Source organism: Mesocryomonas fontinalis (genome assembly GCF_055730125.2).
Window position 1 is genome coordinate 257,757 of sequence record NZ_JBUZWG020000007.1, and the last position, 24,382, is coordinate 282,138.

General features: G+C 68.2%; 23 protein-coding genes, 1 other RNA gene and 1 pseudogene. 9 read left to right on the plus strand and 16 right to left on the minus strand.

Translation table 11 applies throughout. From position 1 onward, the window contains the following. Positions 1-132 precede the first annotated feature (132 nt). A complete protein-coding gene (locus ACZL02_RS18110) occupies positions 133-1,431 on the plus strand; it encodes an MFS transporter (RefSeq protein WP_472940284.1) in 1,299 nt (432 codons plus the stop codon). Between the two features lie 60 nt (positions 1,432-1,491). Here ACZL02_RS18110 and ACZL02_RS18115 read toward each other — a convergent pair whose 3' ends face one another. Continuing rightward, positions 1,492-2,397, minus strand: coding sequence for an EamA family transporter (locus ACZL02_RS18115; protein WP_472940285.1), 906 nt, complete (start codon positions 2,395-2,397; stop codon positions 1,492-1,494). Between the two features lie 85 nt (positions 2,398-2,482). Here ACZL02_RS18115 and ACZL02_RS18120 point away from each other — a divergent pair, with 85 nt between their 5' ends. After that, positions 2,483-3,193, plus strand: coding sequence for a pyrimidine 5'-nucleotidase (locus ACZL02_RS18120; protein WP_472940286.1), 711 nt, complete (start codon positions 2,483-2,485; stop codon positions 3,191-3,193). A gap of 67 nt (positions 3,194-3,260) precedes the next feature. Here ACZL02_RS18120 and ACZL02_RS18125 read toward each other — a convergent pair whose 3' ends face one another. Together ACZL02_RS18125 and ACZL02_RS18130 are read right to left on the minus strand one after the other, a co-directional pair. Further along, entirely contained in the window at positions 3,261-3,566 is a 306-nt protein-coding gene (locus ACZL02_RS18125; RefSeq protein WP_472940287.1) for a hypothetical protein, read from the minus strand. An 81-nt stretch (positions 3,567-3,647) separates the two neighbouring features. Next, positions 3,648-4,502: an LOG family protein gene (locus tag ACZL02_RS18130; protein WP_472940288.1), complete on the minus strand. Its 855-nt coding sequence runs from the start codon at positions 4,500-4,502 to the stop codon at positions 3,648-3,650. A 114-nt stretch (positions 4,503-4,616) separates the two neighbouring features. Between ACZL02_RS18130 and dapD the strand changes: the two genes are divergently transcribed. Continuing rightward, positions 4,617-5,465: a 2,3,4,5-tetrahydropyridine-2,6-dicarboxylate N-succinyltransferase gene (dapD, locus tag ACZL02_RS18135; protein WP_472940289.1), complete on the plus strand. Its 849-nt coding sequence runs from the start codon at positions 4,617-4,619 to the stop codon at positions 5,463-5,465. Between the two features lie 69 nt (positions 5,466-5,534). On the opposite strand, the gene ACZL02_RS18140 is transcribed toward dapD, so the two are convergent. Continuing rightward, entirely contained in the window at positions 5,535-6,935 is a 1,401-nt protein-coding gene (locus ACZL02_RS18140; RefSeq protein ID WP_472940290.1) for a lytic transglycosylase domain-containing protein, read from the minus strand. A 300-nt stretch (positions 6,936-7,235) separates the two neighbouring features. On the opposite strand from ACZL02_RS18140, the gene ACZL02_RS18145 reads away from it, so the two are divergent. Next, complete coding sequence (locus ACZL02_RS18145; RefSeq protein ID WP_472940291.1) at positions 7,236-7,871, plus strand: hypothetical protein; 636 nt, start codon at positions 7,236-7,238, stop codon at positions 7,869-7,871. Here the strand turns inward: ACZL02_RS18145 and ACZL02_RS18150 are convergent, their stop codons facing one another. From ACZL02_RS18150 to def, 4 genes are all read right to left on the minus strand, one after another. Beyond that, the gene (locus tag ACZL02_RS18150) at positions 7,872-9,116 is read right to left on the minus strand and encodes an MFS transporter (protein WP_472940292.1); all 1,245 of its coding nucleotides are present in this window, start codon (positions 9,114-9,116) and stop codon (positions 7,872-7,874) included. 355 nt (positions 9,117-9,471) lie between these two features. Further along, a complete protein-coding gene (truA, locus tag ACZL02_RS18155; RefSeq protein ID WP_472940293.1) occupies positions 9,472-10,215 on the minus strand; it encodes a tRNA pseudouridine(38-40) synthase TruA in 744 nt (247 codons plus the stop codon). Continuing rightward, positions 10,215-11,177 (minus strand): methionyl-tRNA formyltransferase, encoded by a 963-nt coding sequence (fmt, locus tag ACZL02_RS18160; RefSeq protein ID WP_472940294.1) that lies wholly within the window; start codon positions 11,175-11,177, stop codon positions 10,215-10,217. The genes truA and fmt overlap by 1 nt, the downstream gene beginning before the upstream one ends. Before the next feature lie 90 nt (positions 11,178-11,267). After that, on the minus strand, positions 11,268-11,777 hold the full coding sequence (def, locus tag ACZL02_RS18165) for a peptide deformylase (RefSeq protein ID WP_472940295.1): 510 nt from the start codon (positions 11,775-11,777) through the stop codon (positions 11,268-11,270). 143 nt (positions 11,778-11,920) lie between these two features. On the opposite strand from def, the gene ACZL02_RS18170 reads away from it, so the two are divergent. Beyond that, positions 11,921-13,081, plus strand: coding sequence for a DNA recombination protein RmuC (locus ACZL02_RS18170; RefSeq protein ID WP_472940296.1), 1,161 nt, complete (start codon positions 11,921-11,923; stop codon positions 13,079-13,081). Between the two features lie 202 nt (positions 13,082-13,283). On the opposite strand, the gene ACZL02_RS18175 is transcribed toward ACZL02_RS18170, so the two are convergent. The 5 genes from ACZL02_RS18175 to ACZL02_RS18195 form a co-directional block, all read right to left on the minus strand. After that, complete coding sequence (locus ACZL02_RS18175; RefSeq protein WP_472940297.1) at positions 13,284-14,510, minus strand: lytic murein transglycosylase; 1,227 nt, start codon at positions 14,508-14,510, stop codon at positions 13,284-13,286. A gap of 16 nt (positions 14,511-14,526) precedes the next feature. Further along, positions 14,527-15,144 (minus strand): LysE family translocator, encoded by a 618-nt coding sequence (locus tag ACZL02_RS18180; protein ID WP_472940298.1) that lies wholly within the window; start codon positions 15,142-15,144, stop codon positions 14,527-14,529. 37 nt (positions 15,145-15,181) lie between these two features. Then, positions 15,182-15,787: a recombination mediator RecR gene (gene recR / locus ACZL02_RS18185; RefSeq protein ID WP_472940300.1), complete on the minus strand. Its 606-nt coding sequence runs from the start codon at positions 15,785-15,787 to the stop codon at positions 15,182-15,184. Positions 15,788-16,195: 408 nt separating this feature from the next. After that, a complete protein-coding gene (locus ACZL02_RS18190; RefSeq protein ID WP_472940301.1) occupies positions 16,196-16,519 on the minus strand; it encodes a YbaB/EbfC family nucleoid-associated protein in 324 nt (107 codons plus the stop codon). Between the two features lie 11 nt (positions 16,520-16,530). Beyond that, complete coding sequence (locus tag ACZL02_RS18195; protein WP_472940302.1) at positions 16,531-18,429, minus strand: DNA polymerase III subunit gamma/tau; 1,899 nt, start codon at positions 18,427-18,429, stop codon at positions 16,531-16,533. 326 nt (positions 18,430-18,755) lie between these two features. Here ACZL02_RS18195 and ACZL02_RS18200 point away from each other — a divergent pair, with 326 nt between their 5' ends. Further along, positions 18,756-19,358: a methyltransferase family protein gene (locus tag ACZL02_RS18200; RefSeq protein ID WP_472940303.1), complete on the plus strand. Its 603-nt coding sequence runs from the start codon at positions 18,756-18,758 to the stop codon at positions 19,356-19,358. Between the two features lie 89 nt (positions 19,359-19,447). Here the strand turns inward: ACZL02_RS18200 and ffs are convergent. Continuing rightward, positions 19,448-19,544, minus strand: an RNA gene (ffs, locus tag ACZL02_RS18205) — signal recognition particle sRNA small type. A 191-nt stretch (positions 19,545-19,735) separates the two neighbouring features. Between ffs and ACZL02_RS18210 the strand changes: the two genes are divergently transcribed. Continuing rightward, on the plus strand, positions 19,736-20,149 hold the full coding sequence (locus ACZL02_RS18210; RefSeq protein WP_472940378.1) for an HIT domain-containing protein: 414 nt from the start codon (positions 19,736-19,738) through the stop codon (positions 20,147-20,149). Next, on the plus strand, positions 20,146-21,072 hold the full coding sequence (gene nudC, locus ACZL02_RS18215; protein ID WP_472940304.1) for an NAD(+) diphosphatase: 927 nt from the start codon (positions 20,146-20,148) through the stop codon (positions 21,070-21,072). Before ACZL02_RS18210 ends, nudC begins: the two co-directional genes overlap by 4 nt. 36 nt (positions 21,073-21,108) lie before the next feature. Here the strand turns inward: nudC and ACZL02_RS18220 are convergent, their stop codons facing one another. After that, the gene (locus ACZL02_RS18220; RefSeq protein ID WP_472940305.1) at positions 21,109-22,002 is read right to left on the minus strand and encodes a prephenate dehydratase; all 894 of its coding nucleotides are present in this window, start codon (positions 22,000-22,002) and stop codon (positions 21,109-21,111) included. Beyond that, the gene (locus ACZL02_RS18225) at positions 21,999-22,745 is read right to left on the minus strand and encodes a 3-deoxy-manno-octulosonate cytidylyltransferase (RefSeq protein WP_472940306.1); all 747 of its coding nucleotides are present in this window, start codon (positions 22,743-22,745) and stop codon (positions 21,999-22,001) included. Before ACZL02_RS18225 ends, ACZL02_RS18220 begins: the two co-directional genes overlap by 4 nt. A gap of 210 nt (positions 22,746-22,955) precedes the next feature. On the opposite strand from ACZL02_RS18225, the pseudogene ACZL02_RS18230 reads away from it, so the two are divergent. Next, positions 22,956-23,726, plus strand: a pseudogene (locus tag ACZL02_RS18230) (c-type cytochrome); the annotation flags it as partial. Between the last annotated feature and the right edge of the window lie 656 nt (positions 23,727-24,382).

The following is a 24,382-nucleotide window of genomic DNA, read 5'->3' on the forward strand; positions in this document are numbered from 1 at the left end:
AATTTAACCGAGCCACCTATGACAGGCACAACCGTACCCGGCGTTACGGATTCTGCTTGTGGCGTGACGTAACCTGCGGTACTGCGGCTGCAACCTGTTCGCCGTCATGCGTATTTGGAAAGCAGAAGCCCCGTGTCCTCAGCCGCCGCCGTCACGCCCCGCAATTCGCCGGGCCGGGTTCTCTTCGCCAGCCTCATCGGCACGACGATCGAGTTCTTCGACTTCTACATCTATGCCACGGCAGCGGTGATCGTGTTCCCGAAACTGTTCTTTGCGGGCGGTGACCAGACCACGGCGATGCTGCAGTCCTTCGCGACCTTCGCCATCGCCTTCTTCGCCCGGCCGATCGGCGCGGCGCTGTTCGGCCATTTCGGCGACCGGATCGGGCGGAAAGCAACGCTGGTGGCAGCGCTGATGACCATGGGCGTCTCGACCATCGCCATCGGCTTGCTGCCGACCTACGCCTCGGTCGGCATCGTCGCGCCGCTGCTGCTGGCGCTCTGCCGGCTCGGCCAGGGCCTCGGCCTTGGCGGCGAATGGGGCGGCGCGGTGCTGCTTGCCACCGAGAACGCACCGGAGGGCAAGCGCGCCTGGTACGGCATGTTCCCGCAGCTCGGCGCGCCGATCGGCTTCATCTGCGCCACCGGCAGCTTCCTGATCCTCAGCGACGTCCTCACCGATGAGCAGTTCTTCTCCTTCGGCTGGCGCATCCCCTTCCTCGCCAGCGCGCTGCTGGTCTTCGTCGGCCTCTATGTCCGTCTGCAGATCACCGAGACGCCGGTCTTCCAGGAGGCCATCGACAAGGACGAGCGCGTCCGCGTGCCCTTCCTCACCGTCTTCACCGAATACAAGAAGGAGCTCCTCGTCGGCACCTTCGCCGCGCTCGCGACCTTCGTGCTGTTCTACCTCATGACGGTGTTCACGCTCAGCTGGGGCACGACCAAGCTCGGCTTCACCCGCGACCAGCTGCTGCCGATCCAGATGCTCGGCGTCGTGTTCTTCGGCCTTGCCATCCCGTTCTCGGCAAAGCTTGCCGACCGCTACGGCCGGCAGACGACGCTGATGGTGACGACCGTCTTCATCTTCCTCTTCGGCTTCCTGTTCGCGCCGCTGTTCGGCTCGGGCACCGGCTATGGCGCCGTCGCCTTCTCGATCATCGGCTTCTGGCTGATGGGTTGCACCTATGGCCCGCTCGGCACCGCGCTGTCGGAGCTGTTCCCGACCTCGGTGCGCTACACCGGCGCGTCTCTGACCTTCAACCTCGGCGGCATCGTCGGCGCCTCGCTCGCCCCCTACATCGCGACGACGCTCGCCACCAACCATGGCGGCCTCGCCTCGGTCGGCTACTACATGTCGCTCGCCGCGGTGCTAACGGCGCTGGCGCTCCTCGCCATGCCGAAGAACGCCCATCTCGAGCGCCAGCCGAGCTAACCGCGGCGGGCCGCAACGAGGTCAGCCGGAGCTGACCACGGCGGGCGACGGCCCTGCCTCTCAGGCGGTCCCGGACAGAAGCGCCAGGATCGCCGCGAGGATCAGGACGCAGCCGATGAACTCCATCGGCCTGATCCGCTCGCGAAACAGCAGGACCGACGAGGCGAAGGTGAAAACCAGCTCGATCTGGCCAAGCGCCCTGACATAGGCGACCTTCTGCAGCGCCATGGCGGTGAACCAGCCGATCGAGCCGGCGACGCCGACGAGCCCGACGGCGAGCGACGGTCGCCACGACCGCCCGATCGCCCGGAGCTCCGCCGGGTCGCGCACCGCCAGCCAAGCGAGCATGGCGACCGTCTGGAACGCCGTCGCGAAGGCCAGCGCATAGGCGGCCCGGATCATCACCTCGCCGCCGTCGAGGGCGAGGGACGCCCAGCGGAACGCGACGGCGGAGATGCCGAACAGCGCGCCGGAGAGAACGCCGATCCCCGCCGCCCGCGAGAACAGGGCTCCGCGCCAGCCCCCCGTCGCCGCGGTCCGTCCGGCGAGCGAGATGCAGCCGACGCCGATCACCCCGACGACGATCGCCGCAGTCCCGGCAAGCGAAATCGTCTCGCCGAGGATCAGCAGGCCGAACAGCGCCGCCTGCACCGGCTCGGTCTTCGAATAGGCCGTGCCGACCATAAAATTGCGCAGCGAGAACAGGCTGACCAGGAAGAACGTCCCGCCGATCTGCGCGAGACCTCCGAGCGCCACCGCAACGAAGAAGTCGGACGTCGCGCGGGGCCAGGCCATTCCGAGATGGTTCAAGGCCAACAGGTAGATCAGCGCGAAGGGGAAGCCGAAGCCGAAACGCGCGAAAGTGGCGCCGGTGATCTTCAGCTCGCCGTTGAGCTGTTTCTGCAGCGTCGAGCGGGCGTTTTGCAGGAAGGCCGCGGCGATGGTAAGGGGTATCCACAAAGGCATGGCGGCATTCCGGTTGACGATCCTACCGCCTTAGCACCTTGGTCCCGCCCGCGGCGACCGGATCCTCTCCAGCCCCCCGAGCCAGATGACCGATATTCGAAAGACCGCCGACGCCGTTCCCGCCGATTTCGCCGATGTCAGCGAGTGGGTGTTCGACCTCGACAACACGCTCTATCCGCGCCGCACCAACCTGTTCGCCCAGATCGACGTGCGGATGACGAGTTTCGTCGCCGACTTCCTGAAGCTGCCGCCCGAAGAGGCGCGGCGCGTGCAGAAGGACTTCTACCGCGAACACGGCACGACGCTGCGCGGGCTGATGAGCGTCCACGACGTCGATCCCGACGCCTTCCTCGAATTCGTTCACGACATCGACTATTCGGGCCTTGCCGCCGACCCCGACCTCGGCGTCGAGATCCAGCGGCTTCCGGGCCGCAAGTTCATCTTCACCAATGGCGACCGCGGCCATGCCGAGCGCACTGCCCGCGCGCTCGGCATTCTCGACCATTTCGAGGACATCTTCGACATCGTGGCGGCAGGCCTCAACCCGAAGCCCGCACAGGCGACCTATGACAAGTTCGTCGCCCTGTTCGGGATCGAGGGCAAACGGGCGGTGATGTTCGAGGATCTCGCCCGCAACCTCGAAGTGCCCAAACGCCTGGGCATGCGCACCGTGCTCATCGTCCCTCCGAACCTCGAGGAAGTTCTCGGCGACGTCTGGGAGCACGAGGGCCGCGACGGCGAGCACATCGACTTCATCACCGAAGATCTCACCGGCTTCCTGCGCTCCATCCGTTGAGCACAGGCGCAGCCATGCCTCAGCGCCGCTGTGGCGTTGGCGCGGCCAGCGGTAACAGTCTGCGGCGTCAGCGTCCGAGCAGCGAGCGTCCGGCGCTGGCGAGCGGCGGCTTGTCCGGACGATCGCCTTTCTCCAGCACCTCGGCCTCGGCGGAATAGTCGGACCGCTGGTTGTCGGAGAGGACCTTGTCCTGCTGGTTCTGCGGATAGCGGGCCGCACCGGCCTTCGCCGAACCGCGTCCTGCCGCGCTTTCCGGATCGCTGTCGGCGCGCTCTGGCTGGGCATGGGTCTCATCCGGAGCGATCGCCGCGGGGGCATCCTTGCCCTGCTGGATCCGCATCATTTCGGAATCGGTATCTTCGCCGTCGCCCACGCTCATCTCCTTTGCTCGCCCATGCGAACCTTGATTCTCAACGCCCCGTCCACGGGCGGGTTCCTGCCGCATGGGGAGGGGCTAGAAGCCGTAGAACTGCCGGATCACCGCCCAGCCCTCCTCGGCGGTGTCGACGAAGGTGATGAGGTCGACGTCCTCGGGCGCGATGACACCTTCCTCGGCGAGCGCATCGAGGTTCAGCACTTTCCGCCAGAACTCCGAACCGAACAGCACCACGGGGATGCGCTGCATCCGCCGCGTTTGGATCAGCGTCAGCGCCTCGAACAGTTCGTCGAGCGTGCCGAACCCGCCGGGGAAGATCGCCATCGCCTTGGCGCGCAGCAGGAAGTGCATCTTGCGGATGGCGAAGTAGTGGAAGTTGAAGCAGAGCTCCGGCGTCGCATAAAGGTTGGGCGCCTGCTCGTGCGGCAGGACGATGTTCAGCGCGATCGACACCGCGCCGACATCGCCGGCCCCGCGGTTGCCGGCCTCCATCACGCCTGGCCCGCCGCCGGTGACGACGACGAACTCCTTGCTGCCGGAGGCATCGGCCGAGTGCTGCGAACAGAGCCCGGCAAAGCGCCGGGCCTCGGCGTAGAAGCGCGAATTGGCTTCAAGTCGCGCCTTCTGGGCCGGGTTGCGCGCGGCCCAGGCGGCCTTGCCGGGCTCGGGGATGCGGGCGCCGCCGAACAGCACCACGGTCGAGAGGATCCCGGCCTCGACCAGCGCCATCTCGGTCTTCACCAGTTCGAGCTGCAGGCGGACCCCGCGCATCGCCGCGCTGGTCAGGAAATCCTCGTCGGCATAGGCGAGGCGGTAGCTCGGCGATCGCGTCTGCGGCGTATCGGGCTTGGCGGCGAGTTCCTGCTTGTCCGAATGCGAACTCGGGAACGGGTCCCAGGTGCCCTTGGCCGTGTCGTCTTCCGTCATGCGCATCGCCTTGTCGCTGGTCGCCAGGGCCCGAGGCCCGCCGTCGATTGACCGATTCGGGACCTTCTACTAGACGAAGACGGCAGGATAAAACGATTGTCCGACCCGGAGAGCTGCCCGATGACCACCCATGATTCCCTGGCCCAGACGATCGAAGCCGCCTTCGAGGCCCGCGATACGGTCTCGACCGACACCAAGGGCGAGGTCCGCGACGCCGTCGAAACCGCGCTGAACCTCCTCGACAGCGGCGAGGCCCGTGTCGCCTCGCGCGGCGCGGACGGCGCCTGGACGACGCACCAGTGGCTGAAGAAGGCGGTGCTGCTGTCGTTCCGGCTGAACCCGATGTCGACCGTCTCCGGCGGCCCCGACGGTGCCCACTGGTTCGACAAGGTGCCGGCGAAGTGGGCGGGCTGGGGCGATGCCGAGTTCCGGCAGGCGGGTTTCCGCGCGGTGCCCGGCGCCATCGCCCGCCGCTCGGCCTATATCGCCCGCGACGTCATCCTGATGCCGTCCTTCGTCAACCTCGGCGCTTATGTCGACACCGGCACCATGGTCGACACCTGGGCGAGCGTCGGCTCCTGCGCACAGATCGGCAAGAACGTCCATCTCTCCGGCGGCGTCGGCATCGGCGGCGTGCTGGAGCCCATGCAGGCCGGCCCGACGATCATAGAGGACAACTGCTTCATCGGTGCCCGCTCGGAAGTGGTCGAGGGCTGCATCGTGCGCGAGGGCTCGGTGCTCGGCATGGGCGTCTACATCGGCCAGTCCACCCGCATCGTCGACCGCGCGACCGGCGCGATCAGCTATGGCGAGGTGCCGGCCTATTCGGTGGTGGTGTCCGGCACCCTTCCCGGCAAGCCTTTCCCGGACGGCACGCCTGGCCCTGGCCTCTACTGCGCCGTGATCGTCAAGCGCGTCGACGAGCGCACGCGCTCGAAGACCTCGATCAACGAGCTGCTGCGCAGCTGATCTCCCCTAAAACGACGACGCCGTCGCGGGCAGGACCCGGACGGCGTCGGCGTAATATCGAAGGAGAGCCTACTCGTCGAAGGCGAGCGAGGCGGCCATCGGCTTGGCCGAGGTGAGAATGCGACCGCCACGGCCGCCTTCGCTGGCGACAGCGACGGGCGCGATGCCCTGGCGAACACCCGGCAGCGGCGCGATCGCACCAGGGCTGGCGGGCGCCGCGGGTACCGTGCTGGCGATGATGGCGACCGGCGCCGTCCCGGCCGGTGCGACAGTGCCCTTGCGGACCGAGGCGATCGCAGCACGGGCGCGGATCGTCGCCGGGTTCGACGCGATGTCGACCTGGCGCTGGCGCTCGTTGGCGGCGACCAGCGTTCCGGCATTGACCGGGCCGCGGCGGCGCTCGATGGCGGCCATATGGCGCTTGACGTTGGCGCAATAGGCGGCGGCCGAACGGCTCATCACGGTGGTGCGGTGGCCGCCCTTGTACTTCATCGCCGCGCCGCAGACGTCGTGGCCGCTCTGCTTCCAGGCGCCGGCGAGATACTTCATGCCGTAGCGCAGGTTGGTCTCGGGATCGTAGAGATCGGAGGCCTGGCCGGAGAAGCCGAGGCTACGGGCGGTCGACGGCTGGATCTGCGACAGGCCGTAGACGCCACTGCCCCGCGCCTTCGGATTGTAATGGCTTTCCACCCGCACGACCGCATAGGCGAGCTCGCTCGGGATGTCATTGTCGGCCGCAGCCCGCTCGATCATCTTGTCGATCGACGCGCTGCCGGTGATGGTGTCCTTGCCGCCGAACGTGTCGCCGAAGCGCTCGGTGACGACGTTGTAGGCCTTGGCGCCGGTCTCGACGGCGGCGATCTTCACCGCGACGGCAGTATCGGCGACGGCGGCGACGGTCGCCGGCACGGCGTTCACCGGGTTCAATGCCGTGGCGACGGCGGCGACGTTGTCGAGCGCCGACGGGCGCTTCTGCGCTGCCACCACGCCAGAGCGTGCCACGAGATCGTCCGGCGCGATGACGAGGATCTCGGGCGCCAGCGTCGTCGCCTTGCGCTCAGCGACGTCGGCCTGCAGGGCCGCCACTTCGAGAGCCGGCTCGACCGCGGCAGGCGCTGCCGGCGTTGCAGCGGAAAGCCGCGCTGTCTTGCCTGCGGCAGAGGTTGTGGCGACGGGCGCCGGCGCTGGTGCCGGCGGGGCGGCGGCGAGCTTGGCGGCGTCGGGCTTCTGCGAGGGCTGGGCAATGCGGCTGCCATCGCTGAACGCGGCGATCCGCACCGGCGCGTAGCCATAGGCATCGACGCTCGGCGTGCCCGTCTGGTTTTTTGGCTCGAGCGAGCTGGTCTTGGTGCCCGCCTGGTTGGAGACGCAGGCCGTGAGGAAGAACGGGGCGGAGAGGGCGATCAGGGCGATCGGACGAAAGCTGGCAGGGGTGACGGACCGCCGAAGCATTTTCGTTGCTGATCGCATGCTGTTCTCCGAGAACGTTAAAGATCGTTCATGAATTCAGATCGATGCCAAACATGGCAGCGAGAAGGCAGGAAGCGGCCCCAGCAGGGCGCCGATCACGTTGTGCACCGGACTGCAACCTTTTGGCAACTATTGCCGCCAAACATGGCGCGAGGCTTGGCGCGAAATTCCTTGCCTGTGGAAAAGCCATTCTGCCCGGCTGCTCCCGATCGCCGCAACGGCCACGCGAGGGGGCTTGTCGAGACGACCGCCGGCATGGCCAATGGAGCGGATGCTTCTCTCGCTTCGCTGACGGATACCATGACGTCTTCCTTTCCAGCAGGCTCCCCGCCGACCCCCGAGACGACGCCGACCGTCGGTGAGGTGCTGCAGTATTTCGCCGGCTCGGCGCAGCTGATGGCGGGAAACCCGGAGGGGTTGCGGCGGCTCGATCTCTCCGCCGACGGTTTCTGGACATCGTTCTTCGCGATGATCGTCTCGGCCCCGCCGCTGGTACTGTCCTGGATCGAGTACGAGAACAGCGAGCGCGCGGGGCATGTGACCGATGCCGGGCCGCTGATGATCTACGCGGCGCACGCCCTGGCCGATGCACTCGCCTGGATCCTGCCGGTGCTGGTGCTGATGGTGCTGGCGACGTCGATCGGCTTCCGCCGCAAGATCGTGCCGCTGGTGGTCGCCACCAACTGGGGCGGCGCGCTGCTCGCCTGGCTGTTCGCGCCCTACTGGCTGCTGCTCTACGCCACCGGCCCGAACCCGGTGATGGACGGCATCGGTTACGCCGTCGGCCTCGGCTCCATCGTCCTCACCATCCGGCTTGCGGCGTCGGCGATCGGCCGCGACCTGCCGGCCGCGATCGCCGTCGTGGCCTTGATGATCGTCACCTCGCTCCTCGCCTATGGCGCGGTGATGGACGTGACCGGCGTCGCGCTCATCTGATCAGGCGGCAGGCGTTTGCCGTGCGCCGGCGCGTCGCTCGCTCGCCAGTGCCGTGAGGAAGATGAGGAAGCCGCCGATCGCCAGCACCGCGCCGACCCAGCCGGTCGCGGCAAGGCCGTAGCCTCTCGCGATCGCAAGGCCGCCGAGCCAGGCGCCAAGGCCGTTGGCGACGTTGAAGGCGGAGTGGTTGAGGGCGGCGGCCAGCGTCTGCGCGTCGCCCGCGACATCCATCAGCCGGGTTTGCAGCGCCGGCCCGACGGCGACGCCGCAGCCGATCAGGAAGACGCAGATCGACAGCATGACCGGGCTCGCGGCGGTGAGCGCGAAGACGATGAGGACCACGGTGTCGACCACCAGCATGCCGCCAATCGTGCCCATCAGCGAGCGGTCCGCCAGCCAGGCGCCGACGATGTTGCCGACGACCATGCCGGCACCGAACAACACCATGATGATCGGCACGCTCGACGCGTCCATGCCGGCGACCTGCATGGCGGTGTCGGCGATGTAGCTGAACACCGAGAACATGCCGCCGAAACCGATGGCGGCGATGCCGAGCGTGTACCAGACCTGGCTGCGCCGAAACGCGCCGAGCTCGCGCATCGGGCTCGCGCCTTCCTTGACCTTGTCCTGCGGCACCAGCGTCCAGACCAGTACAAAGGTGAGGACGGCAATGGCGCCGACGATGGCGAACAGCGAGCGCCAGCCGAACACCTGGCCGACATAGGTGGTGAGCGGCGTACCGATCAGCGTGGCGACCGTCAGGCCGAGCATCACCCGGCCGACCGCCTGGGTCCGCTTGTGGTGCGGCACCATCGACGCCGCAACGAGCGCGGCGACGCCGAAATAGGCGCCGTGCGGCATGCCCGACAGGAAGCGGAAGACCAGCAGCGAGCCATAGGTCGGCGCCAGCGCGCTGGCGAGGTTGGCCAGCGCGAAGATCACCACCAGCGACAAGAGCAGGAAGCGCCGGCTGAGCTTGGCGGCGGCCACGGCGATAACCGGCGCGCCGATGACCACGCCAAGCGCATAGGCGCTGATGATGTGCCCCGCCTCAGGCGTCGAGATCGCCAGGCCGTCGGCGACGTTCGGCAACAGCCCCATGATCGCGAACTCGCCGGTGCCGATGGCGAAGCTGCCGGTCGCGAGCGCAAGTTCAGTCAGCGCTCCGGCGCGGCGCGACACCTGCGGCACCCCGTCGCCGGCGTGGCGAAGGGGAGCGTTCTCGTCGAGGGCGATATGGGTCACGGGCGGTCTCCGGAGCCTCGTCACGCGGCGGCCCGCCAATCAGGCGGGGACGGGTCCGACGCGATCGGACGGCGCCATATAGAAGCAAGCCTTAGCGATAGCGGGGTGACGACGGAGTGCCTAGCCGGCGAAAACGCATGGCAGGCACGGCCTTTTTGCAAGGGCGCGCGCGTGACCGGCGTGATCTTCGCCAAAGCTTGGAAGCGGGAACGTCAGGGTGCCGCTCCCGCAAACGGGAACGTCAGGTGCCGCTCCCGCAAACGGGAACGTCAGGCGCCGCTCCCGCAGGCGGGAGCGTCAGGGTGCCGTTCCCGCAGGCGGGAACGTCAGGGTGCCGTTCCCGCAGGCGGGAACGTCAGGGATAATCGACCTGGGTGAGGTAGAGGCCGTCCGGCGGGGCGACCGGGCCGCAACGCTTGCGGTCCAGCGATTCCAGCGCCGCGACGAGGTCGTCGCCAGTCCAGCGGTGCTCGCCGATGAGCTTCAGCGAGCCGGCGAGCGAGCGGATCTGGTTGTGCAGGAACGACTGTGCCGAGGCGTGGATGTGCACCTCGTGGCCCGGCCCCTGGACCACGTCGAGCCGGTCGAGCGTGCGGACCGGGTTCTTCGCCTGGCAATGGGTGGAGCGGAAGGTGGTAAAGTCGTGCGTGCCGAGGAGCAGCTTGGCAGCCTTGTCCATCGCGGCGACGTCGAGCGGCTTCCAGACCCACCAGACCTGTCCGGCGAGCAGCGCCGGCGGCGGACGACGGTTGAAGATGCGGTAGAGGTAATGCCGCTTTCGGGCCGAGAAGCGGGCGTCGAAACCATCGGGCACGCTGTCCACGGCGAGGATCGAGACGCTCTCCTGGCGGAGGAACGCGTTCATCGCGTCGCGGACGGTGTCGGTCTCCCACTCCTTGGCGAAATCGACATGCGCCACCTGGCCGGACGCATGCACGCCGGCATCGGTCCGCCCGGCGCCGAAGATCGTCACCGGCTCGCCGATGAAGCCGGCCAGCGCCGTCTCGATCGCCTCCTGCACGGAATAGCCGTTCTTCTGCCGCTGCCAGCCGACATAGCGCGTGCCGTCATACTCGATGGTCAGCTTGTAGCGGGGCATCAGCCGGCCCGGCCGCCGGCCGGCAGCGGCGTGCCGCGCAGGAGATCGGCAGCCCGCATCGGCTTGCCGCCGGCGCGCTGCAGCTCGAGCACGCGCACGGCGCCGCCGTTTGCGGAAGCGATCAGCAGGCGGTCGTCCAGCACATCGCCCGACGCCGCACCGTCCCGTCCGGCCTCGAACGCCGCGCGCAGAAACTTCACCCGCTCAGGGCCGGCGCCGAAGTCGAGCAAGGTCCAGGCGCCGGGGAACGGCGAGAAGGCGTTGATCTTCTGCGCGACGGCCTCGGCGCCCGCGGTGAAGTCGAGCTCCGCCTCGGCCTTGTCGATCTTGCGGGCGTAGACCATCTGCCGGCCGGTACGCTCGGCCATCGCATCCTGGTCCTCGAAGCTCAGCGTGCCCGCCTCGAGCCTTGCCAGCGCCTCGACCATCGCCGCGGCCGACACCGCCGACAACCGGTCGTGCAGCTCGCCCGCGGTCTCGGTGTCGCCGATCGTGATCTCCTCGGTGATCGCCACCGGGCCGGTATCGAGCCCAGCCTCCATCCGCATCACCATCATGCCGGTCGCCCGGTCGCCCGCCTCGATCGCCCGCTGGATCGGCGCGGCCCCGCGCCAGCGCGGCAGCAGCGAGGCGTGGCCGTTGAGGCAGCCACGCTTCGGAGCGTCGAGCGCCGCCTGCGGCAGCAGCAGGCCGTAGGCGACGACGACCGCGATGTCGGCGTTCAGGTCCTTCAGCGCGGCGATCTCCGCCGGATCCTTCAGCGACAGCGGCGATCGCACCGGCAGCCCCAGCCGCTCGGCCTCGACCTGCACCGGCGACGGCGTCAGCGTCAGCCCCCGGCGCCCGGCGGCACGCGGCGGCTGAGTGTAGACGGCGGCAATCCGATGCCCGGCGTCCGACAGGGCGGTGAGCGTCGGCACCGAAAAGACCGGCGTGCCCATGAAGACGACAGTCAGCGGCATGATGGGGTGGTCTCCGGGTTTGTCGACGACGGGTGAACTGGTGGCGCTGGTGCCGCGCAGGCCTCAAAGGCTCGTCATCCCGAGGGAACGCTACCCCCGCCGCGCCAACTTCGTAAACTTCTTCACCACCATCTCGCGCTTCAGCTTGGAGATGTGGTCGATGAACAGCACGCCGTTGAGGTGGTCGAGTTCGTGCTGCAAGCATGTTGCAAGAAGGCCGCTCGCCTCCTCCTCGTGCAGCTTGCCGTCGAGGCCGAGATAGCGAACCACGACCGTCGCCGGCCGCTCGACCTCGGCATAGTATTCGGGGATCGACAGGCAGCCTTCCTCGTAGGTCGACCGCTCGTCTGACGAGGACAGGATCTCGGGATTCAGGAACACCCGCGGCGCTTTTTCCTCGTCCTCGCCGGACAGATCGATGGTCAGCATGCGCAAGGGCTCGCCGATCTGGATCGCGGCGAGGCCGATGCCGGGCGCATCGTACATCGTCTCCAGCATGTCGTCGGCGAGCGCGCGCAGCGCGGCATCGACGGTCTCGACCGGGCGGGAGACCTGGCGCAGGACCGGATCGGGCAGGATGATGAGGGGCTTGATCGTCATCGCGCTGACGTAATGCCTGCCGGCGTTACGGTCAATCCGGCGCGCCGCAGGCACCGGGCCGCAACGCCCCGCCGCTTGCCTTCCGGCCAGTGCGTTCTTGTTTTGATCTTCTCAATCCGCGCCTTCCGCGCTACAGCTGAGGCATGACCTCCGTCCTCGACGCCTTCGATGCACCGCTGCTCGTCCTGTCCGGCCATGTGGTCGGCGTCGGCACGGCGTCGCTTGCCGGGCTCTGCCTCGTCCTGTCGCTCGCCGTCCTGATGCTCCTTGCCGGCCGCAGCCAGCTGCGGCGCGAGATGGAGGCCTTGTCGCTTGATTCCTCCGACCGGCTCGACTCCATCCTGCGCTCGCAGGCCGAGGTCACCGGGCGGATGCAGACCATGGCGGAGATCTTCGGCGAGCGGCAGGCCGACATGGCGCGAACCCTCGCAGAAAGGCTCGACGGCATGTCGAACCGGGTCGGCCAGTCGATCCTCGACACCACCAAGGAGACCAAGGAGAGCCTCTCGGCGCTGGCCGAGCGGCTGGCGATGATCGACCGGGCGCAAGGGCGGATCTCGGACCTTGCCGGGGAGGTGGTGCGGCTGCAGGACATCCTCAGCAACAAGCAGACCCGCGGCGCCTTCGGCCAGGGGCGGATGGAGGCGATCGTCGCCGACGGCCTGCCGCTCGGCGCCTTCACCTTCCAGGCGACGCTGTCCAACGGCAAGCGGCCGGACTGCCTGATCTCGATGCCGAACGGCGCGCCCTCGCTCGCCATCGACGCGAAGTTTCCAATGGAAGCCTGGTCGGCCTTTCGCGAGGCGGAAGACGAGGCGCACCGCCTGTTCTCGGCCCAGCGCCTGCGCCGCGACATGGACGTGCACGTGAAGGCGATCTCGGAGAAGTACCTGATCCCCGGCGAAACGCAGGACACCGCCTTCCTGTTCGTGCCCTCGGAGTCGATTTTCGGCGAACTGCACGAGCATTTTCCCGACATCGTCCAGAAGGCGCACCGGGCGCGGGTGGTGATCGTCTCGCCCTCGCTGCTGATGCTGTCGATCCAGGTGGTGCAGGCGATCCTGCGCGATGCCCGGATGCGCCAGGAAGCCGGCCTGATCCAGAAGGAAGTACGCCTCCTCACCGACGACCTCAGCCGCCTCGACGCCCGCGTCGCCGCGCTCCGCACGCACTTCACCCAGACCGGGCGGGACGTCGACCAGATCCTCGTCTCGACCGAGAAGCTCATGAAGCGCGGCGAGAAGATCGCGCTGGTGGAACTCGGCGAGGCCGAGCCGCTGGTGGCGAGACAGATCGCGGAGTGAAGCAATTGTCGATCTCCCCCCTTGAGGGGGAGATGCCGGCAGGCAGAGGGGGGCAAGCTGCTGCCCAGTTACGCTGGATAGGATTGCTAAAGCGCGACGCTGGCCGTTGCCCTTGAACTGCAGAACTTCAAACCTCGGCGCCCTATGCCCCCCCTCTGTCCTGCCGGACATCTCCCCCTCAAGGGGGGAGATCAGCTAGCTTCTAAAGCTTCGCCGCCAGCGCTTTGCTCGGCCAGCAGGTCTCGGGAAGCCCGAGCTTCTTCTCCACCGTGCCGATCACCCGCCGCGTCTTGAAGCCAGGCAGGCCGTCCGCGCCGCCGACGTCGTAGCCCTTGGAAACCAGCCGCTCCTGCAGCCGCGCGACGTCGCCGCGGGTCATGCCCTCGACACGCGTCCACCGGCCCTCGAACGCGCCGCCGCCCCGGATGCGATCGGCGACCTGGCTGATGTAGAGGGCGTAGAGGTCGGAGTTGTTGTAGGTCTTGATGACGTAGAAATTCGGCGTCGCGATGAAGGCCGGGCCGAGCCGGCCGGCCGGCATCATCAGATGCCCCGTCGCCCGCGCTTCGCTGGGCGCGAACGCCTTGCCGGAGATCCGCGTGACACCGCCCTTGGTGAAGTCGGCGATCGGCCGGCCCTGGTCCGGTCCCTCCAGCGTGCAGGAAACGCCCGCGGGCACGCTCGCCTCGTATCCCCAGTCGCGACCGGCGACCCAGCCGGACTGCTGCAGATAGTTGCCGATCGAGGCCAGCGTGTCGGGCACCGACTTCCAGATGTCGCGACGCCCGTCGCCATCCTGGTCGACGGCATAGGCCATGAACTTCGACGGCATGAACTGCGGCTGCCCCAGCGCCCCGGCCCAGGAAGAGCGCATGTCGGCGACGGTGAGATGGCCGTCCGCGACGATGTCGAGCGCCGAGAGGAGCTCGGTGCGGAACATCTCCTTGCGGCGGGAGAGATAGGCCTTCGTCGCCAGCACCTCGAAGGCGTTGTAGGGGATCTTCGCCGCGCCATAGCCGGATTCCCGGCCCCAGATGGCGAGGATCACGGCGGCCGGCACGCCGGTGCGCTTCTCGATGCGCGCCAGCACCGCCGCATGGGTCTTCGCCAGCACCCGGCCCTTGGCGGCGACGCCTGAAATGCTCTTCTCGTCGAAATAGGCCGACGGGCTCTGGAACTCCGCTTGCCGGTTCTTCTCCTCGACCTTCGCCGTATCGCCCGGCAGCTGCAGGTCCGGCAGCTTGAGGTTCGGCGTGACGCCCTTGAAGGCGGCGTCGAAGACGGCGCGGGAAACGCCGCGGACTTTCGCAGCCGGCCAGATGTCCTTCTCGAGGAAGGTCTGGAAACCCTTTTCGACCGAAGTTCCTTGCGCCGACGCGGCGACAGGCGCCAGCAACAGCAAGGCCACGGCGGCAAAGCGCGCGGTCATCTTCGCTCTCATGTCATCAAACCCTTCGCATCACGGTCCAGACGGCGGCCCCGGCAAGGATCGCGGCGGCCGAGCGGTTGAGCCGCGCCAGCATTTCCGGCCGGCGCAGCGCGGCCCGGGCGCGCCAAGCCAGGGCGGCATACGGCGTCAGGACGACGACGAGCACCAGGGCGGTCGCGGGCACCAGCACCGCGAAGTCGCGGAGGCCGATCCGCGAGAGGTCAAGCAGCGTCGGCAGCAGTGCCAGGTAGAAGAAGATGGTCTTCGGGTTCGACAGCGTGACGACGAAGCCGGCAAGAAAGCTCTTCGACATCCGCTCCGACGCCATAGCCTCGATCCGCCCCATCTCGCCCGCCGAGCGCCAGAGGACGACGGCGAGATAGGCGAGATAGGCGGCCGCGAGATAGCGGATGATGGTGAAGACCTCCCCGAAGGCTTCGGCGACGATGGCAAGGCCGAAGCAGGCGGCGGCGAGATAAGCGAGATCGCCGAGCACCAGGCCACCCAGGAAGGCGAGGCCGTGCCGAAAGCCCGAGCCGAGCGAGCGGGCGACGAGCGCGACGACCCCGGGGCCCGGAATGGCCGCGGCGATGGCGAGCGCCAGGCAATAGGCGGCAAGGCTTGTCGGCGTCATTTCCATCTCCTCGCCCGTCAGCCGGGCCGTTGCCGTCTCAAAAGGCCGTCCGCGCCCGCATCGCGGCCGACAGCGTGCCCTCGTCGAGATAGTCGAGCTCACCGCCGACCGGCACGCCGTGTGCGAGGCGGGTGATCTTGACGTCGAAGCCGGCGAGCTGGTCGGTGATGTAGTGCGCCGTGGTCTGGCCCTCGACGGTGGCGTTGACCGCGATAATCACCTCGCGCACCGCGCCCTTGGCGATGCGCTCGACCAGCTGCGGGATGGTGAGGTCTTCCGGCCCGACGCCGTCGAGCGGCGACAGCACGCCGCCGAGTACGTGATAGCCGGCATTCAGCGCCTTCGCCCGCTCCAGCGCCCAGAGGTCGGAGACGTCCTCGACCACCACCACCAGCGACTGGTCGCGGGCTTGGTCGCGGCAGATGGTGCAGGGGTCCTGCGTGTCGATGTTACCGCAGACCGAGCAGACCAGCACCCGCTCCAGCGCCTGGTTCATCGCCTGCGCCAGGGGGCCGAGCAGCTGCTCCTTGCGCTTGACGAGATGCAGCGTCGCACGCCGCGCCGACCGCGGCCCGAGCCCCGGGAGTTTTGCGAGCAACTGGATCAGCCGCTCGATCTCGGGGCCGGCGATGGGTTTTGCCATGGTCGATCAATCGCAGTGGAGGTGAGAGGTGGGTGTGGCTCGACCGGTAGGGCCAAGGTTGTGAGAAATGGCAATTCGGGCTGATCGCGCGGGCGCTGCCTTGCGGCGGTGGAGATGGGACGCAACCCCTTCAGAATCGTCATCCCGGGCTTGACCCGGGATCCATTCCTCTACGCTGAACATCAACGGTCCGGTTGACATTCCCGTCGTTCTGATCCGGACCGTCCGGCGCGGCGGAGAGGAATGGATCCCATCGAAACCTTCGGTTTCGCAGAGATCAAGTCCGGGATGACGAAGCGTTGAGGTTTCGCCAGGCCCTATCAACGTTCCCTAGCCTGGGCCTAAACGGCGAAGTGTCAACGCCGCGCCCTCAACCGCCACCGTCACGCCAGCCCTCGCCAAACCCGCCTAGAACGGCAGCTTCATCCCGCCCGGCAGTTGCAGGCCGGCGGTGAGCGCCTGGGTCTTTTCCTGGATCACCACTTCGAGCTTGGCCTTGGCGTCGGCATGCGCGGCGACGATGAGGTCCTCGAGGATGTCTTTCTCGTCTTCCTTCATCAGCGAGGGATCGATGGTGAGCTGCACCATCTCGGTGCGGCCGTTCAGCCGGACCGTGACGAGGCCGCCGCCGGACTGGCCGGTGGCGGAGATGTCGGCGATCTCCTGCTGCAGGTCCTGCATCTTCTCCTGCATGGCCTTCGCCTGCTTCATCATGCCCAGGATGTCTTTCACGTCTATTCTCCTCAGAAATCGTCGTCGTCGTCGGATTCGAGCGGCGGCTCGGGGGTGAAGTCGGCACTGCCGGCGCTGCCAGGATAGAGGGTCTCGACCGCCTCCGCCTCGGCCGCGGCGTCGCCGCGCAGCCGGACGTCGATCACCTTGGCGCCGGGGAACTGCTGCAGGATGGCGGCGACCTCCGGATCGGCGATCGCGTCGGTGACGAGCGCCGTGTGGCGTGCTTCGGCAGCCTCGGCAATGGTCGGCGCGCCGGCCTCGTTGGAGATGGTGACCACCCAGCGCTTGCCGGTCCAGTCGAGCAGGCGCCGCTGCAGATCGCCCGGCAGCGAGCGCGGCGCGCCGTCGGTCAGCGAGATTTCCATCCGCCCCGGCTCGATCTTCACCGGCCGGATGTAGCGCGTCAGCGACACCTTCATCAGCGAGTCGCGGTGCTTTTCAGACAGTGCGACGAGATCCTGCATGCTGCGGATGTCCGGCATCGCTTCCATCGGCTGCGGGGCCGGCTGCGCTGCGGGACGCTGGCCTTGCGCTGCCAGCATCAGCCGCGGCGGCGACGCCATCACCGGCGCCGCGGGCTGAGAGACCATCACCGGCGCCGAAACGGCGGACGCACCCGTTCGCGCCATGCCGCTGCCGGCCGGCGTCGACGGCGCTGCACCGGGGGAAACGCCGCCCTCGCCGCCGTTTCCATGCGGGCCGGGGATCTGCGGCGTGCCGGCGGGAAGGCCGGCACCGGTCTGGATCAGCCGCACGAGGTCGGCGGGCGAGGGAAGGTCCGCGGCATAGGCGATGCGGATCATCGCCATTTCCGCCGCCTGGCGCGGCGAGGTGGCGGCGCGCGCCTCCTCGATCGCCTTCAAGAGCATCTGCCAGACCTGGGAGAGCGTGCGCACCGACAGCGTCTTCGACAGTTCCAGCCCGCGCCCGGATTCGGCCGGCGACAGCGTCGCGTCGTCGGCCGAATCCGGCACGAAGCGCAGCGAGGTCACGAGATGGGTGAAGTCGGCAAGGTCGGCCAGCACCACGACGGGATCGGCGCCGGCATCGTACTGCGCCCTGAGCTCGCCGAGCGCCGCCGCCGCATCGCCGCGCATCAAATGCTCGAACAGGTCGATCACCCGGCCGCGATCGGCAAGGCCCAGCATGTCGCGCACGGTATCCGCCCCGATGGCGCCGGCGCCGTGCGAGATCGCCTGGTCGGTCAGCGACAGCGCATCGCGCACCGAGCCCTCGGCGGCGCGGGCGATGAGCCGCAGCGCGTCGTCCTCGGCCTCGACGTTCTCGGCCTTGGCGATCCGGCCGAGATGGCCGATCAGCGTCGCCGCGTCGACCCGGCGGAGATCGAAGCGCTGGCAGCGCGACAGGACGGTGATCGGGACTTTCCGGATCTCGGTGGTCGCGAAGACGAACTTCACGTGCTCCGGCGGCTCCTCCAGCGTCTTCAACAGGCCGTTGAAGGCCTGCGTCGACAGCATGTGGACCTCGTCGATGATGTAGACCTTGTAGCGCGCCGAAACCGGGCGGTAGCGCACCTGGGCAATGATCTCGCGGATGTCGTCGATGCCGGTGTGCGAGGCCGCGTCCATCTCGACCACGTCGACATGCCGGCCTTCCATGATCGCCTGGTCATGGATGCCCGGCGTGCGCATGTGGATCGTCGGCTCGTGGATCTCCGATGTCTCGTAGTTCAGCGCGCGGGCGAGGATGCGGGCGGTCGTCGTCTTGCCGACGCCGCGCACGCCGGTGAGCATCCAGGCCTGGGCGATGCGGCCGGTCTCGAAGGCGTTGGTGAGCGTGCGCACCATCGGCTCCTGACCGATCAGGTCCTCGAAGCTCGTCGGCCGGTATTTTCGCGCAAGCACGCGGTAGGCTTCGGCCGCCTCGGGTTTTTCCTGATCGTCCATCCTCGGCAGTCGTCCTTCGGTTACCGCTGCGCCCCGTTGATCCTACGACAGATCGCAGCACGAACGTCGCGTTGAAACGAACACTGGGAGCGCCCTGTAGGCCGCGGGTATGGCGATACGGTGCTGCAGCGCATCTGGAACGGCTGCCGGAAGATTGCAAGACGAGCGTAGAGCAAGACGGCAAGCTTTTGAAGCGCCGCAATCCGGCCATGAGTTCCGCGCATCTGCCCCGCTACGCCGCAACAGCCTTCGCTGCAACGCGCGCCGCAGACGATTTACCGATGCAGACCTCCGCCGGGGGGGCGCATGTCCCCCAGGAGCGTTCCATGGCGTTGTCACGATACCAGTCCTTCCGCCGACTGGCGCTCGCCATTCTGATCGGCATCGCCTTCCTGCTGCTGCTGGTGGTGCGCTCGAGTTCGGACGGACAGTTCCACGAATATGTCGAGGCCATCGGCCGCGGCCTGATCGTCGTCGGCATTCTCGGCCGGATCTGGTGCACGCTCTATATCGGCGGCCGCAAGGCTTCGGAGATTGTCTCGACCGGGCCCTACTCGATCACCCGCAACCCGCTTTACGTGTTTTCCTCGATCGCGGCGGCGGGTGTCGGCGCGCAGACCGGCAGCGTTCTGCTGGCGCTGATCTTCCTCGTCGCCTGCATCGCAAGCTTTCTCATCGTCATCCGCCGGGAGGAGCAGTATCTGTCGGTGCAGTTCGGTCCGGCCTACCAGGCCTATCTCGACGCGGTTCCGCGGTTCTTTCCGCGCTTCAGCCAGTTTCGCGACAAGACCGAGCTGACCGTGCGCACGCGCCTGGTCTACCGGACGCTGACCGACGGGATGGTGTTCTTCGTCGCCATACCGGCCTTCGAGGTGGTGGAAACGCTGCAGCAGACCGGCATCCTGCCCGTCCTGCTGCGGATCTCGTGACACGCGGAAAAACCACGATCCCAAGGGCCGCGGCCCTGAAAGGACCGGCCCGGATCGCGGCAGGATATTATCGCGGGAAGAGGGAAAAGGTGGGAGGCTGGCACGATGACCCGTGCCGTGCTCGTTGGGGCTGCTTCCTTCCGGATCTGACCCGGTTGGCGAGTGGCTCGTCCACCACCAACCTCCCGGCGCTCATATCGCGCTTTTGCCGTCGAAACGCAAGACCCGCATCCGGCCTTCGCCAAGATCGAGGCGTTGGCCCCTCCCCGACGGCACGCTTCCCCCAGGCGCCTGATGTTTTGCAGCGAAGACCGATTCCCCTTTTCGCCAGGAGACTCTAGATGGTGGACATCTCCTTCTCCTCCGACGGATCCCCCATGCGCGGCTTCGAACTCGACCCCCGGCTCGCCCGTGACACGCTGGCCGTCACGCCGCTCGGTCTCTGCGACCTCCGGCTGATGAACGACAGCCGCTGGCCCTGGCTGATCCTCGTGCCGAAGCGCCACGGCATCACCGAGGTGCACGACCTCAGCCCGCTCGACCAGACGATGCTGGCTTTCGAAACCGCGCTCGTCGCCAAATGCCTGAAGGAGACGGTGATGGCCGACAAGCTGAACCTCGGCGCGCTCGGAAATGTCGTGCCGATGCTGCACATGCACGTCATCGCGCGGCGGGTCGGCGATACGGCCTGGCCCGGCCCGGTCTGGGGTGTCGGCACCGCCGTTCCCTACGCCGAGGATGCGGCCGAGGCGTTCGTGCGAACGATCCGCGAGGGGGTACTCGCGCCATGAGGGCCGAGGGCACCGTGCCGCTCGGCTTTGCCGGCAACCGCCTCGTCCGCGATGGCGAGAACCGTCTGTCGGACACGCTGGCGAACGCGCTCGCCGATCCGCTGGCCCGGGTCTACCTGATGCACGAGGGCCGCTGGCTCTGCCGCGGCGATGCCAGTAGCGCAGATCCGAGCTTCGACACCGCCGCTGCCCTGGCGCTGGCGGGCGATGGCGACATCGTCCTTCTCGGCCACGATCCCGACGGGCTAGGGCCGCGCCTTGCCGCAATGGCCGTCACCTTGCCGCCGGAGGAGGAGACTGGCATCCGGGCCGAGCCGCTGCGGGCGCTGGCTTCCGGACGCCTGCTCGACGCCGACACCGAAAGCCAGCTCGGACAGGCCGAGCATCTCCTGAACTGGCATGGGCGCAACCGGTTCTGCGGCAAGTGCGGGACGCCGACGCTCGCCGATGCCGCCGGTTACCGGCGGCGCTGCCCCGGCTGCGACGACGTGCAGTTCCCGCGCACCGATCCGGTGTCGATCATGCTGATCCACGACGGCGCCGGTCGCTGCCTGCTCGGCCGCTCGCCGCGTTTTCCCGAGAAGATGTGGTCCTGCCTCGCCGGCTTCATCGAGCCCGGCGAGACGCTGGAACAGGCGGTGCGCCGCGAGACGATGGAGGAGGCCGGAATTGCCGTCGGCGAGGTCCGATACCACTCCTCGCAGCCCTGGCCCTTCCCGGGATCGCTGATGATCGGCTGCATGGCGCTCGCCGCCTCGACCGAGATCAGCTTCGACACGGTGGAACTCGAGGACTGCCGCTGGTTCGGCCGCGACGAGGTCCGGGCGATGATCGCCGAGACGCATCCCGACGGCCTCACCGCGCCCAAACCCTTCGCCATCGCGCACCATCTGGTGCAGGCCTTCGTCGACCTCGTCGACTGAGCCTGCTCAGTCGACTTGCCGATTTTCCGACGGAGGCTATTCCGCCGGCGTCAAAAACTGCTGGCGGTCGGGGGCCGCGGGGTAGACGCCGACGACGGCAAGCTCGGCTGAGAAGAAGGCGAGCTCCGCCAGCGCCCGCGAAACGGCCGGATCGTGCGGATGGCCTTCGATGTCGGCGTAGAACTGCGTCGCCGAGAAGCTGCCGCCGATCTGGTAGCTCTCGAGCTTGGTCATATTGACGCCGTTGGTGGCGAACCCGCCGAGCGCCTTGTAGAGCGCCGCCGGAATGTTGCGCACCCGGAAGACGAAGGTGGTGACGACGTTGCGGCTGACGGGCGCGCCGCCGGCGTCTCGTGCCGTCCAGAGGGCGTCCTCTTCCGGGCCCGGCCGCGACAGCACGACGAAGCGGGTCATGTTGTTGTCGGCGTCCTCGACGTTCTCCTCGGCGATCTCGAGCCCGTAGAGCTCGGCCGCAAGGCGGGGCGCCAGCGCCGCCGCGCTCCGGTCGCCGGCCTCCGAGATAATCCGCGCCGCGCCTGCCGTATCGCCGGCGACGATGGGCTTCCAGCCATGCGAGCGGATGATGGCGCGGCACTGGCCGAGCGCATGAATATGGCTGTGGACGCTGCGGATCTCGCTGAGCGACACGCCCGGCAGCACCATTAGCTGGAAGCGGATCGGCAGGAAGTACTCCCCGACGATCTTGAGGCCCGAGATCGGCAGCAGGTGGTGGATGTCGGCGACCCGGCCGGCGATCGAGTTCTCGATCGGAATCATGGCGAGATCCGCCTCGCCGTTGGTGACGGCGGCGAACGCATCCTCGAAGGACGGGCACGGCAGCGGCACCCGGTCGGGAAACATGTTGCGGCAAGCGGTATCGGAGTTGGCGCCGGCCTCGCCCTGGAAGGCGATGAGGTTGTTGCGGCTCATCGGGCAGCTCCAGCGTTGGCCTGATAGTGAAGGCGGGCCTGCTCGAGGTCCTCCGGCGCGTCGACGCCGAGCGGAACCGTGTCGACGATCTCGGCGTCGATCCGCATGCCGGCTTCGAGCGCCCGCAGCTGCTCCAGCCGCTCGCGGCTCTCGAGGGTCGAGGGCGGCAGCGCGACGAAGCGCGCCAGCGCCGCACGGCGATAGGCGTAGATGCCGACGTGGTGGTAGAGCGGCCCCTCGCCCCAGGGGGCGGTCGCGCGGGTGAAGTAGAGTGCGTGCAGCCGCGTCGGCGCGATCGGCGACCCCACCAGCTTGACGATGTTCGGGTTGACGCGGTCGGCTTGCGACCGGATCTCGACCGCCAGCGTCGCGATGTCGCAGCGCGGATCCTCGAACGGCGCCAGCACCTGGCGGACCGCCTCCGGCTCGATCGTCGGCAGGTCGCCCTGGAGGTTGATCACGGTCTCGACCGAGCCGTCTGGGTCAAGGCGCGTCAGCGCCTCGAAGATCCGGTCCGAGCCCGACGGATGGTCGGCGCGCGTCATCACCGCCTCGAAGCCCGCCGAGGTCACCGCCGCGCGCACGGCCTCGGTGTCGGTCGCCACCACGACCCGTCCCATGCCGGCGGCCGCGGCACGTTCGGCGACCCGGACGATCATCGGCCGGCCGGCGATGTCGGCGAGCGGCTTTCCCGGCAGGCGGGTGGAGGCCATGCGGGCCGGGATCAGGATCAGGATGGACATGGGGCCCTGGGAAACATGGATGACGGCGAAACTTGGAAAGATGCTAAGGAGCGGATTGAATGATCGGCACCGGAGTGTCAAAAGGTTGCTTCGCAGCGCCTTCTACAGATGTTGCCCTCAATCCGCAAAAGACCGGGTCTCACGCGTCTTCTGCTCAGTGCCAAAACGGCCGCAACAGACGGCCTCATCGACCCGGGAGCCGCTCTGTCCATGGATTCGTTTGAGTTCAACAAGATTGCCGGCGCCGTTCTGGCGACGGTCTTCCTCGTTTTCGGCGGAAGCCTGCTCGCGGGCGGCATCTATCATTCCGAGACGCCGGAAACGGCGGGCTACACGATCGTCGCGGCCGAAGCCCCGGCGGCCGGAGAGAGCGCAGCCGCCGTCGCGGAGGATCCACCGATCGCGACGCTGCTCGCCTCCGCCAATCCCGAGAAGGGCGCGGCCGAGTTCAAGAAGTGCCAGGCCTGCCACAGCGGCGAAGAAGGTGGCCCGAACAAGGTCGGCCCGCATCTCTGGGACGTGGTCAACCGCCCGGTCGCTTCGATCGGCGACTTCTCCTATTCGGCCGGCATGAAGGACTTCTCGAAGGGCAGCTCGGTCAACTGGGACTACGATCACCTCTACCACTTCATCAAGGGACCGAAGCAGTACGTGCCGGGCACCGCGATGGGCTTTGCCGGCCTGAAGGACCCGCAGGGCCGCGCCGACCTGATCGCCTACCTCCGGACCCTCGCCGCCAGCCCGGCAGCCTTGCCGGATCCGGCTGCGGCCGCGCCGGCTGATGCCGCTGCGGCGCCCGCAGCCGACGGTTCCGCCCCCACCGCCGATGCCGCCCCGCCGGCCGCCGCAGCCGCGGCCCCTGCACCAGCCGCAGCGGCTCCGGCAACCTCGACGCCTGAGCCTGCTTCGCCGGCGACCCCGCCCGCCACGCCGGCGCCGGCTGCACCGGCTCCTGCCGGCGCGCCTGCCATGGCCCCTGCAGCAGCGCCCGCTGCCCCTGCCGCACCTGCTGCCCCGGCCCCGGCCGCACCGGCTGCCGCTCCCGCCCAGCAGGGTGCAGCCGCCCCGGCGGCTCCTGCCGCGACGCAGACCGCTTCCGCGGGAGACGCCAAGGCCGGCGCCAACGTCTTCAAGAAGTGCCAGGCCTGCCACGCCGTCGGCGCGGGCGCTGCCAACAAGGTCGGCCCGGAGCTGAACGGCATCATCGGCGAGGCTGTCGCCGGCGTCGAAGGCTACAGCTTCTCGCCGGCACTGAAGGCCTTCGCCGGCACCAACCCGGTCTGGACGCCGGAGCTGCTGACACAGTGGCTGGCCAACCCGAAGGGCCTCGTCGCCGGCACCAAGATGGCCTTCCCCGGCCTGAAGAAGCCGGAAGACATCGCCAACGTGCTGGCCTACCTCGCGAGCTTCGACGAAAGCGGCAACCCGAAGTAAGCAGCATCGACGGTTGCTACAGACCTTCAGAAGCCCCGGCCCGCGCCGGGGCTTTTTTGTTATGGGCGGGGGCCCCTGGAAGCGGGCCGAAGCTGCCGGAGTTTTGACTTGTGGGACCGGGGCCTGCATGAAAAGGCTGATGCTGCCGCGGGCTTCAGCCGGGTGAAACTTTCGTCATGCGCCGCTCGCGCCGAACGAAGGCC

Excerpts from the sequence above, each read along its gene's own strand:
- ACZL02_RS18210 (WP_472940378.1), top strand. The coding sequence starts at position 19,736 with ATGCGCGGCTTCGAACTCGACCCCCGGCTCGCCCGTGACACGCTGGCC.
- ACZL02_RS18195 (WP_472940302.1), bottom strand. The coding sequence starts at position 18,429 with ATGGACGATCAGGAAAAACCCGAGGCGGCCGAAGCCTACCGCGTGCTT.
- dapD (WP_472940289.1), top strand. The coding sequence starts at position 4,617 with ATGACCACCCATGATTCCCTGGCCCAGACGATCGAAGCCGCCTTCGAG.
- def (WP_472940295.1), bottom strand. The coding sequence starts at position 11,777 with ATGACGATCAAGCCCCTCATCATCCTGCCCGATCCGGTCCTGCGCCAG.
- ACZL02_RS18130 (WP_472940288.1), bottom strand. The coding sequence starts at position 4,502 with ATGCGCATGACGGAAGACGACACGGCCAAGGGCACCTGGGACCCGTTC.
- ACZL02_RS18175 (WP_472940297.1), bottom strand. The coding sequence starts at position 14,510 with ATGACCGCGCGCTTTGCCGCCGTGGCCTTGCTGTTGCTGGCGCCTGTC.
- ACZL02_RS18140 (WP_472940290.1), bottom strand. The coding sequence starts at position 6,935 with ATGCGATCAGCAACGAAAATGCTTCGGCGGTCCGTCACCCCTGCCAGC.
- ACZL02_RS18180 (WP_472940298.1), bottom strand. The coding sequence starts at position 15,144 with ATGACGCCGACAAGCCTTGCCGCCTATTGCCTGGCGCTCGCCATCGCC.
- ACZL02_RS18225 (WP_472940306.1), bottom strand. The coding sequence starts at position 22,745 with ATGTCCATCCTGATCCTGATCCCGGCCCGCATGGCCTCCACCCGCCTG.
- nudC (WP_472940304.1), top strand. The coding sequence starts at position 20,146 with ATGAGGGCCGAGGGCACCGTGCCGCTCGGCTTTGCCGGCAACCGCCTC.
- ACZL02_RS18200 (WP_472940303.1), top strand. The coding sequence starts at position 18,756 with ATGGCGTTGTCACGATACCAGTCCTTCCGCCGACTGGCGCTCGCCATT.
- ACZL02_RS18115 (WP_472940285.1), bottom strand. The coding sequence starts at position 2,397 with ATGCCTTTGTGGATACCCCTTACCATCGCCGCGGCCTTCCTGCAAAAC.
- truA (WP_472940293.1), bottom strand. The coding sequence starts at position 10,215 with ATGCCCCGCTACAAGCTGACCATCGAGTATGACGGCACGCGCTATGTC.
- ACZL02_RS18220 (WP_472940305.1), bottom strand. The coding sequence starts at position 22,002 with ATGAGCCGCAACAACCTCATCGCCTTCCAGGGCGAGGCCGGCGCCAAC.
- fmt (WP_472940294.1), bottom strand. The coding sequence starts at position 11,177 with ATGCCGCTGACTGTCGTCTTCATGGGCACGCCGGTCTTTTCGGTGCCG.
- ACZL02_RS18145 (WP_472940291.1), top strand. The coding sequence starts at position 7,236 with ATGACGTCTTCCTTTCCAGCAGGCTCCCCGCCGACCCCCGAGACGACG.
- recR (WP_472940300.1), bottom strand. The coding sequence starts at position 15,787 with ATGGCAAAACCCATCGCCGGCCCCGAGATCGAGCGGCTGATCCAGTTG.
- ACZL02_RS18170 (WP_472940296.1), top strand. The coding sequence starts at position 11,921 with ATGACCTCCGTCCTCGACGCCTTCGATGCACCGCTGCTCGTCCTGTCC.
- ACZL02_RS18120 (WP_472940286.1), top strand. The coding sequence starts at position 2,483 with ATGACCGATATTCGAAAGACCGCCGACGCCGTTCCCGCCGATTTCGCC.